At 42.3% G+C, this 14,571-nt stretch carries 15 protein-coding genes; all 15 read right to left on the minus strand.

Annotated elements, in window-relative coordinates; all coding sequences use genetic code 11:
- Positions 1 to 333: 333 nt before the first annotated feature.
- The 15 genes from PLE34_RS04775 to PLE34_RS04845 all read right to left on the minus strand — a co-directional run bounded on the left by PLE34_RS04775 (position 334) and on the right by PLE34_RS04845 (position 14,453).
- Positions 334 to 1,539 (minus strand): NAD(P)/FAD-dependent oxidoreductase, encoded by a 1,206-nt coding sequence (locus PLE34_RS04775; RefSeq protein ID WP_324554642.1) that lies wholly within the window; start codon positions 1,537 to 1,539, stop codon positions 334 to 336.
- A gap of 33 nt (positions 1,540 to 1,572) precedes the next feature.
- On the minus strand, positions 1,573 to 2,079 hold the full coding sequence (locus tag PLE34_RS04780) for a pyridoxamine 5'-phosphate oxidase family protein (RefSeq protein WP_324554643.1): 507 nt from the start codon (positions 2,077 to 2,079) through the stop codon (positions 1,573 to 1,575).
- Positions 2,080 to 2,894: 815 nt separating this feature from the next.
- Positions 2,895 to 3,572, minus strand: a complete 678-nt coding sequence (locus PLE34_RS04785) for a TapB family protein (RefSeq protein ID WP_324554644.1) — start codon at positions 3,570 to 3,572, stop codon at positions 2,895 to 2,897.
- 97 nt (positions 3,573 to 3,669) lie between these two features.
- The gene (locus tag PLE34_RS04790) at positions 3,670 to 4,047 is read right to left on the minus strand and encodes a hypothetical protein (protein WP_324554646.1); all 378 of its coding nucleotides are present in this window, start codon (positions 4,045 to 4,047) and stop codon (positions 3,670 to 3,672) included.
- On the minus strand, positions 4,044 to 4,388 hold the full coding sequence (locus PLE34_RS04795; RefSeq protein WP_324554647.1) for a hypothetical protein: 345 nt from the start codon (positions 4,386 to 4,388) through the stop codon (positions 4,044 to 4,046). The genes PLE34_RS04790 and PLE34_RS04795 overlap by 4 nt, the downstream gene beginning before the upstream one ends.
- A 57-nt stretch (positions 4,389 to 4,445) precedes the next feature.
- Complete coding sequence (locus tag PLE34_RS04800) at positions 4,446 to 4,721, minus strand: YtxH domain-containing protein (RefSeq protein WP_324554648.1); 276 nt, start codon at positions 4,719 to 4,721, stop codon at positions 4,446 to 4,448.
- Between the two features lie 370 nt (positions 4,722 to 5,091).
- A complete protein-coding gene (locus PLE34_RS04805; protein WP_324554649.1) occupies positions 5,092 to 5,568 on the minus strand; it encodes a DUF4442 domain-containing protein in 477 nt (158 codons plus the stop codon).
- Between the two features lie 49 nt (positions 5,569 to 5,617).
- Positions 5,618 to 7,225, minus strand: a complete 1,608-nt coding sequence (locus tag PLE34_RS04810) for a C1 family peptidase (RefSeq protein WP_324554650.1) — start codon at positions 7,223 to 7,225, stop codon at positions 5,618 to 5,620.
- A 37-nt stretch (positions 7,226 to 7,262) separates the two neighbouring features.
- Positions 7,263 to 9,203 carry a protein-disulfide reductase DsbD family protein gene (locus tag PLE34_RS04815; RefSeq protein ID WP_324554651.1) on the minus strand — a complete coding sequence of 647 codons (1,941 nt, stop codon included), beginning with the start codon at positions 9,201 to 9,203 and terminating at the stop codon, positions 7,263 to 7,265.
- Positions 9,204 to 9,356: 153 nt separating this feature from the next.
- Positions 9,357 to 10,139 (minus strand): segregation and condensation protein A, encoded by a 783-nt coding sequence (locus tag PLE34_RS04820; protein WP_324554652.1) that lies wholly within the window; start codon positions 10,137 to 10,139, stop codon positions 9,357 to 9,359.
- 82 nt (positions 10,140 to 10,221) lie between these two features.
- Positions 10,222 to 11,175 (minus strand): DUF3078 domain-containing protein, encoded by a 954-nt coding sequence (locus PLE34_RS04825; RefSeq protein ID WP_324554653.1) that lies wholly within the window; start codon positions 11,173 to 11,175, stop codon positions 10,222 to 10,224.
- A 123-nt stretch (positions 11,176 to 11,298) separates the two neighbouring features.
- Positions 11,299 to 11,670, minus strand: a complete 372-nt coding sequence (mscL, locus tag PLE34_RS04830; protein ID WP_324554654.1) for a large conductance mechanosensitive channel protein MscL — start codon at positions 11,668 to 11,670, stop codon at positions 11,299 to 11,301.
- A gap of 128 nt (positions 11,671 to 11,798) precedes the next feature.
- Positions 11,799 to 12,545, minus strand: coding sequence for a PPK2 family polyphosphate kinase (locus PLE34_RS04835; protein WP_324554655.1), 747 nt, complete (start codon positions 12,543 to 12,545; stop codon positions 11,799 to 11,801).
- Between the two features lie 147 nt (positions 12,546 to 12,692).
- Positions 12,693 to 13,256 (minus strand): ribosome recycling factor, encoded by a 564-nt coding sequence (gene frr / locus PLE34_RS04840; protein ID WP_324554656.1) that lies wholly within the window; start codon positions 13,254 to 13,256, stop codon positions 12,693 to 12,695.
- Between the two features lie 63 nt (positions 13,257 to 13,319).
- Positions 13,320 to 14,453, minus strand: coding sequence for a glycosyltransferase family 4 protein (locus PLE34_RS04845; protein ID WP_324554657.1), 1,134 nt, complete (start codon positions 14,451 to 14,453; stop codon positions 13,320 to 13,322).
- Positions 14,454 to 14,571: the final 118 nt, after the last annotated feature.

The following is a 14,571-nucleotide window of genomic DNA, read 5'->3' on the forward strand; positions in this document are numbered from 1 at the left end:
CACACCCCTATTCAATACTAAAAGCTATTTGAGAATAAAATACCTAATCCTATCCAATTATTCTTGGACGGGGCATTCCATTGTTTGCAGATATCAAAGACAAAATAAAACTGAATCTATTAACTACCCGTCAATTTACCTGCGGGGTAACTGAACTGAATTACACAGTGGACAGACAATAACAATAGAGTATGATTTCTCTGAAATCCCTGTTTTCTCCTTTAGCCAGCTTTGAGGGGTTCCGGGTCAGGCAATGGAGGATTATGTTGGGTTAAAAACTTTCATTTGCCACCATCCTGGATGCCTGTTCTTCAGCAAGCAGCCTCTTTTCGGTTATCTTCCAAATTGAAACCATTCCGAAAGCAAATGCTTTCTGCCTTTCAGCCAATAGGAAACCATTTCCATTCCTGTTACCGAGAAGGTGATACCATTACCGCCGAAGCCCAAAACAAAATAGCTGTTTTTAAAATCTTTATGTTCGCTTATGTAGGGCAAACCATCTTTTGTTTCTCCAAATGTTCCTGCCCAGGCAAAATCAGTATGAAAGGTTGCCTGCGGTAAATATTTTTCAAAAGATCTGACCAGTTTCTGTTCCTTCTTCGCTATCAGTGCATCCCGCTTTTGCGGGTTACGGAATTCCTCATCCTCACCTCCTATCAGCATTCTGCCATCATCCGTAGTACGTAAATAAACATAGGGATCTGAAGTGTTCCAAATAAGAACATCTTTGTATTGCCTGCTTAATCCGGGTTCAACCTCAGAGACAATCGCAAAAGTGCTGATAAGATCTACAAACTTTTCCCTAATCATTGTGGTACTTTCATAACCTATGCAATACACAATCTTCTTTGCTTTAATGGTTGCACCTGTACTCACATTAACTTCATTTAAGCGGGTGCCGTATCTGACATCGGCAAGCCCGGTTTTGTCGTACACCTGTAGACCTCTTTTGCAGTTGTATTCCAGAATTTCGTGTACAAGCATAAATGCATCCACACTGGCGCCTTGTTTAGAAAGAATACCGCCAAAGGCTTTATCCAGCTTATATTTTTTTTGTATGGCTTCTGCTTCCATCCATTTCACTTCAAAACCGGCATTCTTCCGGGCTTCAAATTCTTTCCTGAGCCATTCCTTATCTTTTTTCAAAGCCGCAAAATAGAGCGAGTCCTTTTGTTTGAATCCTGCTTTTGACCTGATCTTTTTTGCAATGCCACCCAACTGACCGATAGCTTCAGCACAAGCTTTGTAACTCGCCACGGCTCCTTTTTCACCAATCATCTCTGTCAGTTCATATAAGGGTGTATCTATCTCATATTGCAGCATGGAAGTGGTAGCCGAAGAGCTTCCGTTGGCAATTTCGCGCTTGTCAATTAAAATCGTATCAAACCCGTCGGCTATACATTGATGAGCGATCAGGCCGCCGGTAATGCCACCACCTACGATTAATACATCACATGCAGCATCTTCACGAAGAGAAGGGTAACTGTTGAGGATCCCGTTTTTAACCAGCCAGAATGGTTCATTTGATTTTAAGTCCATATTTATTGCAAGTCATTAATTGGATATTTAGCTTTAAATATTTAATTCCCCTTCACGCCCTATGTCAAGTTTCTGCCCGGAAACTGCGCTGGCTGCCAGTTTAAAAAAGGTGACCAGTTTGTTTGTCTTATTGTCCCAATAATGTGCATCTTCCACCTTCACTTTCAACACACGAATGCGGGGGTCTTCTTTACCTTTTTCAAACCAGGCTTCTACAAATTTGTTCCAGTATTTTTCCACCCGCTGCTTATCCCGGGAAATTTCTGCCACACCATTTACACTTAAAAAAGTGTAATCACCAACGTGCGAAAATAAAACACTCACCTTATGGTTCCTTTCCAAATTAGCGTATGTTTCACTTTCTGAAGAAAACAAATACCAGATGTTTCCTTCTTCATCCACTTCCTGCCGGCTCATAGGAATGGCGTGAATGTAGCCTTGTTCTGAAGGATAGGTACATAGCATCCCGATGTCAATTTTATTCACCAGCTCTTTAAGCTTTTCAATGGCTTCCGTATTATGAAAATTTTCTGTGCTCATAGTTTAGTTTTTATTTCTTTATATAGACAATATAAGTGCCAAATAGCTGATTTTTAAGCGTAATATTTGGCTGATACCACCTCAATATAACTATGAACTAAGTAAGTGGTTTGCTTCTGGAGATTGATCGCTGTAATATTCTTCACATCTTCGTCTGAATATTTTTTAAACTCTTATTATCATGCGATAGTTATTACGATAATATAAATCAGCACGGCCTTCCCGCAAAGCCATCATATTCAGCGGGAATCTTTTGTGTCAGATATCTGGATTTATAGGTAAGGCTGTCTTAAAAGGGCCGGTATAGAAGATACGGGATCCCGGCGAAGTTCAGCGCAGGGTTACCGGGTGTAAATTTATTTCAACAAAAAAAAATAAATGACTGCCCAAATAACAATAAAGAATAAACCTGGATATAATACGGATTTAAGTTTTTTGATATCTTTTTTGATGATAAGAAGATATAAGATGTAAACAATAAATACTGCTATTAGTCCGATTGGAATAAAGGGATATGTCATACTGTTTTTTTTACTTAATGTGGTTTTTTATTTTACGCCCGCCTTGTAAAATGACAGATAACGTTCAGGTATTGCTGCAGGTGCTATATCTGAATGCTGTCTGCCGGAATAACGGATGGCAATTTAAAGTAAAAAAAATGATAAGTAAATATTTTGTGTTCCATTAAAAGAAGTTCCAACGAAAGGAGCATCAGTTGTAGTTCGTTGGTATCGTGCCGTCAGGGTTCAGAAATAAAACGCTGTCGTCCTCCAGATAAATGTCACCTGTCAGTTCAATTGTTGGTTTAATTTTTTTTATCGGATAGCCACGATTTCTGTAGACCCGGCTTCACTTCCGGTTTTAACAATGCCAAACCCGGGAGCAAACCATTCTGTTGCCTCAAAGTTTAATGGGATGCTGATAGGCCCTGTTTGGATATTTAATTTTACCCGGTAGGTTATGGTTACACAATCCCAGGCGCCGGCTTTTGTACTTATTTTTTCTGCGCCGGTTACTGTCCTGTCTAAAATCTGCATTTTTAAAACCTGCTTTACCCCGTTATTGTCAATTTCCATATCAAACGTACCGTCTCTTAATTTGTCGCCGGTTTGCATGGCAGCGGGATATTCTATGAATGCATTTTTTACTTTGGCCTGCGCCGTGTTAAATTGTTCGGTTTGTTGCTGCGGGAGAAAAAGGTTCATGTCCATCATGAGTGTGCCGCTGCTGCATTTTACATTACTTACGCCTTTATTCACCGGTTTTCCTGCTTTATTCAGCAAAGTGGTATGCAGGGTTGCCGTAGTGGTGCTGCCTTTAACAGACTGACCGGAAGTATTGTACAGGATGGTTCCGTTTGGATTTCCTTTATTGTTATATACCGCCAGTTCTATTGTTTTATTATCCTGCAACAGATAAAACGATGCACAGGCTTGTGCATCTGCGCTTCTGCAGAGCAATATAAAAGGAAGAACAAGCAATAAGTCTTTCATACATGCGGGTTGTTCAGTTATGAAAGATAGAGAATTATTCACTATAAGCAGAACAACCCATTCAAAGAGTGATCGAAAAGGATGGGAGAGAGGGATTTTATGCCGCTTTTTTATCTTTAGTGAAAAGATTGGCGATAAACTTTTTCCAGATAGATAATTTTTTACTTACTTCCCTGCTGGTTCCTAATTGCAATGCCGCTCCTACCGCTTTTTTAGCGATGCTTCCGGTAGGATTCCAGAACAGGCGGCCACCCATATACCCAAGCCCCAATTTAAGCGCTATATTAAGGATGCTGCTTTTTAACCCGGAATCGGCAGTTACTTCATTGAAAGCGCTTTTGAGCAGGTTGACAGGGGTAAGACTGTTATAAGTTGCCCTTATCCTTTCCCTTAGTCCATCTTCCATAACACGTGTTTGCGCTTCCAGCAATGCAATCCTGGCTTTTACATCTTCCGGTTGCAAAGTATTGTTCATTTCAATATTTTATTGATAACGGTTTTATAAAATGGTTTTTTGATCAGGCTGTCTCTTGCCGCATACAGCACAATACCCAGTAATAAATAAAAACCGGCGACAATAAAAAATCCATAATACGCCTCCCCGAGCCATTTTCCGATTAACAATGCCATGCCGGTATTTAACGCAATAACTGCAATAAAACCAATAAGGATAAAAAGAAGCTTCGATATCAGCGCTGTGGCTATTTCTGTAGTTTTATCAACTGCTTTTAGCTTCCACAATTCCGTTTTCGCTTCTATATAACGACCTGCGTCATCCACTAACATTGTTATATTTTCAGAAATCGTTTCTTTCATTATAGGAATTTTTTTATGCCGCCGGAATGGTTATTAGCACTTCATTTGTTTCGGCCTTTAAACCACTGAATTTTTTGCCTGGTTGCTGAATGTACTCACCTTACCTTTTTCAGCTACATCTTCCACTTCATTTTTTGCACTGCGGTATTTGTCTTTTACCGTATCAATAAAATCATTGAAGGTATGTTTTAACTGGTCGCCCATATCGGATGTATTCTTCGTTATTTTTTTCCTGGTTTCGGAACCTTTGTCGGGGGCGAAAAGAATACCCGCTATGGCGCCAATGGCTGCTCCTGCTAATAAGCCCAGCAAAACTTTAGAATCTGCTTTCATAATAGTTGATTTTAATAGTGATAATAATCATTTATTTTATTACTGGTATAGTAATACATTTCCCTGCCAGAAATAAATACCCTGCATTAACCGCACAAACACATACTGGAAGCGGTTCTTATATTTCTTAATGAGCAATTAATTCCCCAGCCTGTGGAATATCTCCCTGTAAAACCAGTAGCAGCAGTAAAGTTAAGCTTTAAAATCAGCTTAGATAAATGCTGGCATATTTATTTGATACAGGAATGTTATATTCAGGAAGTTAATTTAGGGGTTTTATAAAGACCGGGCATTTGAGTCCGGTCTTTATATTTTAAAAGAATAAGCATTTAAAAATCAATCCCCGGCCATTTCTTTTTTTCATAATCACTTATTTGCGCCTCACTTTAAAAGACCAGGTAAAATTAAATACAGCCACTATCTCACCGGCTTCATTGGTACCTGCAGTTTGTACGGTAATAATATTATCGCCATTTGCAGCAATGGCCTCCTCTACTGCATCCCGCAGGGCTATGCCGTCGCGGCATATAAAGGAAGTAATTCCGGTGGCTTTTTTATAGTATTCCCCGCTCATTTCTGTTACCAGCATAGATACAGAGGGGCTGCGTTTATAGATATTGGCCAACGCTAAAGCACCGGTGCTCATTTCCGCGGCCATTGCCAGGCAGGCAAAATAAGTGGAGCGGAAAGGGTTTTTCGAAAACCACTTATACGGTACTGTTACTACGCACTTTTCTTCGGAAATGGACTTTATTCTTACGCCCGCAAAATAAGCGCTGGGCAGTCTGAAAAGCAGGAACAACCGGAACTTTACGGGATTACGGGCCAGTTTTATAAATGGATTCATACGGTGCAGATTTATTTGAGGGAAATGTTGCTGAAGCGTACATTATTGGTTACTGTTTACTGATCTCTACCACGCACGCTGCTACCTGGTTAGCTGCCGCTGCACCCTGGAATTCAATGGTGCCTGTTGCGGTGCTCTCGTAACGGATATTGGATGAAGCTTGCGTACGTAAGGTATTATTTACGCGTGTGGCAAAATCGGACTGTGGTTGCTGGCTGATGGTTTGATTAAGCTTATACCAGTCAAGCGGCTGCTTGCTTACCACCACCACTATCATGTCTTTGGTACCGATGCTGTCGGGCATCATACTTTTGTCTTTTGGAAACAGCCGGTAGCCTGTAATGCCGCAAAAAGGGGCATATTTTGTTTTAGAAGGGTCTGCAGCGTCCGGGTAAGGGAACAGCGTATAGCTGGTGCCGTCAGTTTCTTTGCCAAATACATAAATATAACATTCCGTACTGTTCTTCACTTCCATTTTGAACCTGGTGCCTGTTCTAACAGGCGTTATCGTTTCAAAGCGGTTACCTGTGCTTATGCGTAAAGGGATATATCCTTTAGGGCTTGTTTTTTTACCATCGTACTGTACCTCCACCAGTCCAATTTCACAGCCAAAAGGCGTGTTGGCCGCAGTTCCTGTTTTAACCATTGGTTCCAGCCCGTAGGCTTCCCTTACATATCTTCTAAAATCGGGATAGCGCACCCAGGCAAACCCGTTGTTTCCCCATTCCGGACCCCAGCTATTCATGATAAGGAACGATCCTCCATATTTTGTATCATCGTAGCCTACCACGCATTGGGCATGTCCGCCAAAGCCCATCATGCCCGCATCGCCGGGCCCGGGGATCCAAACGTCTTTACCCAGCATATTTTGCATATAGCTTTCCCCCACCATCATCCCTATAACAACCGGTGCGCCCTGGGCCAGGTTTTCCTTAACGGCACGCATATCCAGCTCTTCCGTGTTATCGCCTTTGGTTAGCCGGTTAAAGCCGCGCATTTTAAATTGGGCAGCCTGCTGAATTAAGCTGCCGGAAGGCTGCCTGCTGCAATCCTGGTCGGAATATGGAAATTGTTCATAAGGTAATGAGCCCTGTTTGGTCATATATTCCATTGCCCTTATGATATAAGAGCCCTGGCAGCCATCGAGCCCGATCTGGTTATATAAAAAAGCGGGACTGAATGCTACCTGCCCGGCATTTTGCCCGGTACGCGATGCTTCCAGTATGCTTCTGGCTGCATAAGCGCTGCTCCAGGCCACGCAACTGCCCTGTTCTCCCTGGTTGCCCGCCTGCGGCGCATAGCGCTGAAGGTTAGCAGCTTCGGGTAAAGGGTTTTTTGTATTGTCGTCTTCCAGTGCTTCATATATACTGGCTTTCTGAAACTGTTGGGGGTCCAGTATACCGCCGGTAGCCAGTAGCCCGGCCTGATCCAGCATATTTCCGCAGCCACTGCGCCCAAGTAAAAAATAACCTCCAATTCCTATGGCTGCTATCACCAGCATTCCTTTCACTCCGAAAATCCGCAGTAAAAAAGGCAAAAGCGCCAGCAATCCGCCACCGCCTCCGCGTAAACCGCCCCCTCCACTTTGTCTGCCACCCCCTCCATCATTAAATTGTTCCTGCTGATCCTGCGGATCGTCTGTCATCCGTATGGGCATAACATGATAATTTTAGGTAGCCTAAATGTAAGCGATTTTATTGATTTGAAGCGTAGGCTTCTAACCCGCAGTTTAACCAATCTTCGTACTTTTTAGCATCGGGCGTATAGCCAACAGGATGGGTCAGTAATTTACCTTCGTGGTTTAAAATAACATACAGCGGCTGTGTAGATTTTCCGAAGTTCTCCGTTTGAAAAGTAGACCACTTATCGCCTATGGTTTCAATATCCTTACCTTTTCCATCAGCAAAAGTATAGGTGAACCGCTCCGATGGGGAGAGCTTTTTACGATCGTCAACATACAATGAAACGAGTATGAATTTTTCGTTGAGCAGCGATGAAATTTCGGGCTTTGTCCAAACCTGTTCTTCCATTTTGCGGCAGTTTACACAGGCCCATCCGGTAAAATCAATAAGAATCGGTTTGTTTTGCTGCGCGGATAGCTGTATTGCTTTTTCAAAATCATTGATCACGTGCGGTTCAACGCCTTTGCCCTGCACGTTGGATTCGCCATAAATACTATAGCTTAAAGGAGGTGGAAAGCCACTTAATAATTTGAGATTGGCATAGGGCGTTGGGGTAAGTCCGGGTATAAGATATACGGCAAAAATAAAAGATAATATGCCCAGCACTTTTCGTGCTAGCGGTATTTTTTGGCCTTTATAATCGTGGGGCAGCTTTAGCCATCCAAAAAGATAACAACCGAGTCCTATCGTAATTAACAGCCAGATGCCGATAAATACTTCTCTTTTCAGTAAGCCCCAATGCTCTACCAGGTCGGCATTGGAAAGAAACTTGAAAGCAAGCGCCAGTTCCAGGAATGCCAGGATCTTTTTTACGGTATCGAGCCATCCGCCGCTTTTAGGCAGCGATTTTAACCAGTTGGGAAACATGGCAAAAAGAGCGAAAGGCAATGCCAGCGCTGTTCCAAATCCTGCCATACCGCTGGTAAGCGACCATGCGCCTTCAGAGGCGGTACCCACCAGCAGGGTTCCTAAAATTACGCCGGTGCAGGAAAAGGATACGATCACCAGCGTAAGCGCCATGAAAAATATGCCGCTGATGCTGCCTATATTGCTTTTAGCATCGGCCTTGCCGGCAATACCCGCAGGGAGGGTTATTTCGAAATAGCCGAAAAATGAAATGGCGAAGAATATAAAAACAGCAAAGAAAAAAACATTGAGCCATGCATTGGTGGAAATATTATTAAATATTTCGGGTTGCACATTGCCGATAATATGAAAAGGGATGCTGGCTAAAACATAGATAAGAAAAATAAAAAACCCATACATGATCCCGTTGCGTATGGCCTGTTTTTTATGAGATGCCCTGTTGGTGAAAAAAGAAACGGTAACGGGTATCATTGGAAATACACAGGGAGTAAGCAGGGCAATGAGGCCACCCACAAAACCCAGGAAAAAAACAGTGAGCAAACCCTGCCCCGGCTGGGTTTCATCTCCGCAGGGCGATACCGGGTTTTTTAAATCAACTTCCTGCAGCCTGATCTGGCTGGCGGCGGCAGTGGCTATACCGCCTTCAAAATACACGGTTTTGGTTTCATCAACCGGAACAAATTCTTCATTGTTGGAAGCAAATCCCTGCAGTTTTATTTTAAGTGAGGCCGGCACCGTTCCTGCAATATTTATTTTTTGCGTGAGAGTGAAATCGCCGGTATATACGCCAAGTTCCCGGTTGTCAAAAACAGGATCTTTTATTATGGTGGCTTCGGATCCTGCAGTAAGCTTCCCGTTTTTTTGTATGTTGTCGTTATCCCAGGTTATATGTAAACCTTCCAGTTCTATAGCTGCAATGGAATCAGCGTATATATGCCATTGCTGGTTGAGCGTGGCTTTTATGGTAATCGTGTAGGAACTGCCATCGTTTTTTGTACTGTTTACCTCCCATTGCAAAGGACTTTCCTGGGCAGCACAGAAAAGAGGCAACAGAAAAACAAGGAAAAGGATGGCTTTTTGTTTCATGTAATATGGTAGCCGCTGGGTTGTTGCAAAGGTAATGATTAGCCGTCAGCATTGAGCGATCAGATATCAGCGTAAGTAATTACTATAGGATGAATTGATCGCTGAAAGCGGAAACCCTTGTACCCTATACCCTTGTACCCTATACCTCACACCTTATTCCCCTGCTTCTTCAATAGATAACAGCTCTTCCCTGTTCTCATTCCATTCTACAATGAAATTATTCCTGCCTTCACCGGTAATGATGCTCATGTATTTTTGCTGTATCAGTTCCAGCATGGAAAGGAAAAGGAATATGGCGTGTATGCGGTTATCGCAAATTTCAAATATTTTATCAAAGGTTACCGTTTTTCCGGTGTGCACCATGTCTATCATATACTCCCTGCTGTCTTCCATGGTATAATGGTAGTTGTATACCACATGCTGGGGCTTGTTGTTACGATCGTGCAGCCGCTGCATTACCCGTTCAAAAGCCTTCATTAGCTTAAACATGGTAATGGTTTGTATTTCGGTGCCTTCGCCTGCGTCTTCGCCCACCTGCGTCATTTCCTTCTGTATATTACCCCTTTTCACCATCAGCATGCGGATGGCTTCCATTTCCGCCATTTTAGCGGAAGCTTCTTTAAACCGTTTGTATTCAAGCAGCTTATCAATCAGTTCCTGCCGCGGATCAACTTCATTACCCTGTTCATCTATTTCCTTGCGGGGAAGCAGCATTTTTGCTTTTATGCGCATGAGCGTGGAAACAAAAAGTATGAACTCGCTGCTGAGCTCTATACTTAGATCTTCCATACTGTGCATATAGGTTACAAAATCATTGATGATCTTAGTGATCTGTATGTCGTAAATATCAAGCTCATCCCTTTCAATAAAGAATAGCAAAAGGTCAAACGGACCTTCAAATTGCGGGAGCTTAATCTGGTATGATTCTGTATTCACCTATACAATATTTAAATACTACGTCCTGCCGGTTTTACATAGTGTAACCGAAACGGGACGCAGCAAATGTAAGCAACGATTATCAGTTTTTAAAACGATAAGCTAAACCTATGCCCATCAGTTCTTTGAGCTGAATTTTTGGACCGGCAGGGTTACTGTTTGCATCAACGGTTTTTACATCATCGTCGTAAATCATATCTACGGAAAGGCTTACGGTAATCAGTTTGGTTACTTTTACCAGCAGCATATTGGTCATATAAAGGTCAATATTTTGCGGATTATGCAAATAGTTAGAGAACAAATCAAGCCGCCCTACATAAGAAGCGCTTTCACTAATGTTCGCTTTATAATTTATGGAGCCAAAGGCACCGAATTCTGTTTTTATTTTTTTGCCAGGGTCAACTCCAAATGCTCCTGCGGCAGATAATATATCGTCATTTACAATCGTCCATCTTCCTGTGGCAGGGGAGAGCGATACTGAAAAATTATTGTTAGGCTGATATGTTATACCAGGAGAAACCAATATATAAGCAGGAGAAAGAAAGTTAGAAGTAAGCACCTTGGGATCACCATCGGGATAGGCGTATCCCCCGGTTAGCTGGGTTCTGAAATTAAATAATGCGCTGGCATACCAGCTTCCTTTGCCGAGCTGGTAGCCGTACCTGGAAAGAAAATCAAAGCGATCGTCTGCTTTCCTGCTGCCGAGGCTGGTTGTATTTACAAAGCCATAGGCAATGTCTAAGGTGTTATCCCAGATTTGCCTGTCTTTTTTATAAAAAGCATATAAATTAAGCAATGAAGCAATAGATAGCGATGATTTGTCGCCACCGGCGGCCCAGTTGCTTAGAGCCCCCTGGTTAACATTAATGCTGAATAATCCACCTTTCTTCCAAATCTGGGGAACCGTATCATTCGGATCTTTGGCTACGGTTCTTCCGGCAGCATCCCGCATTTCTGATACGGTAGGATCCTGGGCATAAAGCGTGGCAGAGAAAGCAAAAGAAATAAGGAAAGCACTCAATAAGATTTTTTTCATGGTTCTAAAAATTTGTCGCGAAATTATAAAAAAAGGCTTGTCCCGGTAAAATAATAATACCTGGCACTTACAAAAAAGTACCAGGTACCTGTGCAAATAATGTACTAGAGTTGTTACAGCAAATTATTTTTTTAATGCATCGCGTATCTCCATTAATAACTGATCGGTAGAGGAAGGTCCGGGAGGAGGAGCAGGGGCTTCTGCTTTCTGAAGGCTTTTCATGGCTTTAATGATCAGGAACAGGATGAACGCGATAATAAGGAACTTAATAATTGCCGATAAAAATTTGCCATACTTTACGGCTCCCCACATCAACTGATCCAGGTTTTCTGCATGGGCGGCCTTTAATGCAGGTGTGAGCAACAAGGGGGTAATAACATCATCCACCAGTGATGAAACAATTGTGCCGAATGCGCCGCCAATGATTACGGCAACGGCCAGGTCTACCACATTTCCTTTTAACGCGAAATCTTTAAAGTCTTTAAGTAAGCCCATAGTGTTGATTTTTAAGATTACAAAAATAATTCCTGCTCAAATTAATACTATATATATTTAACAGATAGTAATAACAGCCTGAGCACACCACCATTTATACACAAATAATACACGGGTGTATGATGATGCTATTTTTTTAAGCCGGGATATTGCATTTTAAGCTGCTTTAATGTGCTGTGCAGCGCAGCAGCAATCACATATTCCTTGTACCAGTTTTGATCTGCCGGAACAATATGCCAGGGTACGGCATTACAGTGCGCGAAACAATCTTCGTACATTTTCATATACGTGTTCCAGTGCCTGGCTTCTTCAAAGTCTTTCTCATTGTACTTCCACATTTTCGCGGGATCATGTATTCTTTCGTTTAATCTTTCCTGTTGCTCTTGGGGAGAAACATGCAGGTAAAATTTCAGGATGCGGGTATTGTTGTGTTGGGTAAGCAGGGACTCGAAATCATTAATGGCCTTCATCCTTTTTTTAGCGGTTTCATCGTCGCACCATTTATGCACCCTGGTTACCAGTATATCTTCATAGTGAGATCTGTTGAATATTTGTATGGTTCCTTTTGCGGGTGCAGCCGCGTGAACTCTCCATAAAAAATCGTGTGATAATTCTTCGGCAGTGGGTACTTTAAAAGACTTAACCGTTACGCCCTGTGGATTGAGTTGGCCAAAAACGTTGCGGATTGTACCATCTTTTCCACTGGCATCCATGCCCTGTATCACTATCAGTACGGCATGTTTCCCTTCAGCAAACAACAGGTTCTGCAGATCATCTAACTCCCGCAGTATTTTTGCCGTCTTTATTTTGGTATCTTCCTTATCGTATTCCTTTGGTGCACGGGTACTGATGTTCTTTAATTTTATGGCAGCCATGATGGTTTTTTGATTAAAATTGCTCCATATCCGTATTGCATCCACGCACAACCATTCACCTCTCACCCCAATAAACGTGAAACGATAGAGGTGAAACGACAAACTCACCACTTCCTACTTATCACTTCCTACTTACCCCTTATCATCTCACACCGCCATCATCTCCTTCTCTTTGGAAGCAAGATAAGTATCTATCAGTGCAATATATTTATCGGTTAATTGCTGAATTTCTTTTTCCGCATCTTTGCCGGCGTCTTCGCTTAACCCGTTTTTCTGCAGCTTTTTTATATCTTCTATCGCATCGCGGCGTATGCTGCGCACAGCTACTTTCGATTGTTCTCCTTCTGCATGTACTTTTTTAACCAGTTCTTTTCTTCTTTCTTCTGTTAGTGGCGGAAGAAAGAGCCGTATGATCATACCATCGTTTTGAGGCGTTACACCTATATTGGCGGCGATAATGGAACGCTCAATGGGCTGCAGCATATTTTTTTCCCATGGCTGAATGGTTATGGTTCTTGCATCGGCTACAGAAATATTGCCTACCTGGCTTATGGGTGTTGGCGATCCGTAATAATCAACCACCAGCCCGTCGAGCATCTGGGGGGTAGCCCTTCCAGCCCTTATTTTTACCAGTTCTGTCTCCAGATGACTGATGGCTTTTTTCATGCTGTCTTCACCCACGTCCAATACAAATGATACTTCTTCTGACATAATTTATAAAAATTGAATGCGTTGCAAAGCTAACAAATGGAAAGAATAAAAAGAATATGCAAATTAGTTGCGCTCGGCGGCTTTTTTGGCAGGAGTTAAAGGCAGGATCCGGGAAGGTTTGGTAAGCTGCAGAATGTCTTCCGTATCTCTGCCGGCAACAACCATAAGCCGGGGCTTACGCAAATAAACCAGTGCAAAGCCTCCGAATGCCAGTGCTACTAAAACAGGGATAAGTATATTAATGCTGAGAAAGCTGAGGCAATACGCTATGGCTACAAAAAAAATATTGACCACAATTAAGGCAAAGCTAACGGCTTTATGGCTCATACCCCTGTCTAACAAAATGTGGTGAATATGATTGCGGTCGGGACTAAAAGGCGAACGCCGGTTAAAAATACGTATAGAAAAAACCCTTAAGGTATCAAATAAGGGAATGATCAGTATGGAAATGGCAATGGCAGGGGATGCCTGTAAAGGCATGATGGCGCCGGGTGAATCTGCGATATTAATAAACTGCACTACCAGGATAGCATTAATCAATCCTATTAACAGGGAGCCGGTATCGCCCATAAAAATACGGGCGGGGGAACGGTTGAAAATTAAAAATGCCAGCAGGCTGCCGCACATGGCAAAAGCAAGCGCTGCAAATTCTGCATGAGCGGCAATATAAAAGTATACGCCAAAAGTTAATGTGGTAAAGATGCCCAGTCCTGCGGCAAGCCCGTCAACACCGTCAATAAGGTTAAAGGAGTTAATAATTACAATTACCGTAAGATAGGTTAAGGTTAAGCCAATGATCTCGGGCAGCTCAGTTACGCCAAGAAAGCCATGCATGCTTTTAATAACAATGCCTCCTTTATATATGATAATAAAAGCGGCTATAATTTGCCCGATGATCTTTTTCATGGGGGTGAGGATCAATATATCGTCCTTAAGACCCAAGAAAAAAATAACCAGTGCCGCGGCAAAATAATATTGAAAACCGGGAGCCGAACTGAAAGAAATGGTCATGAGGCAGGAAATGATGAAACCTGCAAAGATGCCCAGTCCGCCAAGTGAGGGAACCGGCGTGGCATGTATTTTTCTTGCATTTGGCAGATCGTAGAGCTTTTTTATTTCAGATACATTAATAATTACAGGAATTGCAGTAAATGTAATAACGAAAGCTAATATAGTTGCCAGCAAAATGATTTCCATCCGGTTCGCTTTAAAGGTGCGAAAATATGATAATTAATTTATTTGCATAAATACAATGCAAAGAATGGTGAGCAGATGATTCTACTAATGATACGTACTGCCTGTATAGAACGGTTGG

Origin of the sequence: Agriterribacter sp. (genome assembly GCF_035445465.1) — a bacterium.
Classification (GTDB): Bacteria; Bacteroidota; Bacteroidia; order Chitinophagales; family Chitinophagaceae; genus Agriterribacter.

Bases quoted from the DNA above. Each gene is read 5' to 3' on its own strand.
- PLE34_RS04775 (WP_324554642.1), bottom strand. From the start codon at position 1,539: ATGGACTTAAAATCAAATGAACCATTCTGGCTGGTTAAAAACGGGATC.
- PLE34_RS04780 (WP_324554643.1), bottom strand. From the start codon at position 2,079: ATGAGCACAGAAAATTTTCATAATACGGAAGCCATTGAAAAGCTTAAA.
- PLE34_RS04785 (WP_324554644.1), bottom strand. From the start codon at position 3,572: ATGAAAGACTTATTGCTTGTTCTTCCTTTTATATTGCTCTGCAGAAGC.
- PLE34_RS04790 (WP_324554646.1), bottom strand. From the start codon at position 4,047: ATGAACAATACTTTGCAACCGGAAGATGTAAAAGCCAGGATTGCATTG.
- PLE34_RS04795 (WP_324554647.1), bottom strand. From the start codon at position 4,388: ATGAAAGAAACGATTTCTGAAAATATAACAATGTTAGTGGATGACGCA.
- PLE34_RS04800 (WP_324554648.1), bottom strand. From the start codon at position 4,721: ATGAAAGCAGATTCTAAAGTTTTGCTGGGCTTATTAGCAGGAGCAGCC.
- PLE34_RS04805 (WP_324554649.1), bottom strand. From the start codon at position 5,568: ATGAATCCATTTATAAAACTGGCCCGTAATCCCGTAAAGTTCCGGTTG.
- PLE34_RS04810 (WP_324554650.1), bottom strand. From the start codon at position 7,225: ATGCCCATACGGATGACAGACGATCCGCAGGATCAGCAGGAACAATTT.
- PLE34_RS04815 (WP_324554651.1), bottom strand. From the start codon at position 9,203: ATGAAACAAAAAGCCATCCTTTTCCTTGTTTTTCTGTTGCCTCTTTTC.
- PLE34_RS04825 (WP_324554653.1), bottom strand. From the start codon at position 11,175: ATGAAAAAAATCTTATTGAGTGCTTTCCTTATTTCTTTTGCTTTCTCT.
- mscL (WP_324554654.1), bottom strand. From the start codon at position 11,670: ATGGGCTTACTTAAAGACTTTAAAGATTTCGCGTTAAAAGGAAATGTG.
- PLE34_RS04835 (WP_324554655.1), bottom strand. From the start codon at position 12,545: ATGGCTGCCATAAAATTAAAGAACATCAGTACCCGTGCACCAAAGGAA.
- frr (WP_324554656.1), bottom strand. From the start codon at position 13,256: ATGTCAGAAGAAGTATCATTTGTATTGGACGTGGGTGAAGACAGCATG.
- PLE34_RS04845 (WP_324554657.1), bottom strand. From the start codon at position 14,453: ATGGAAATCATTTTGCTGGCAACTATATTAGCTTTCGTTATTACATTT.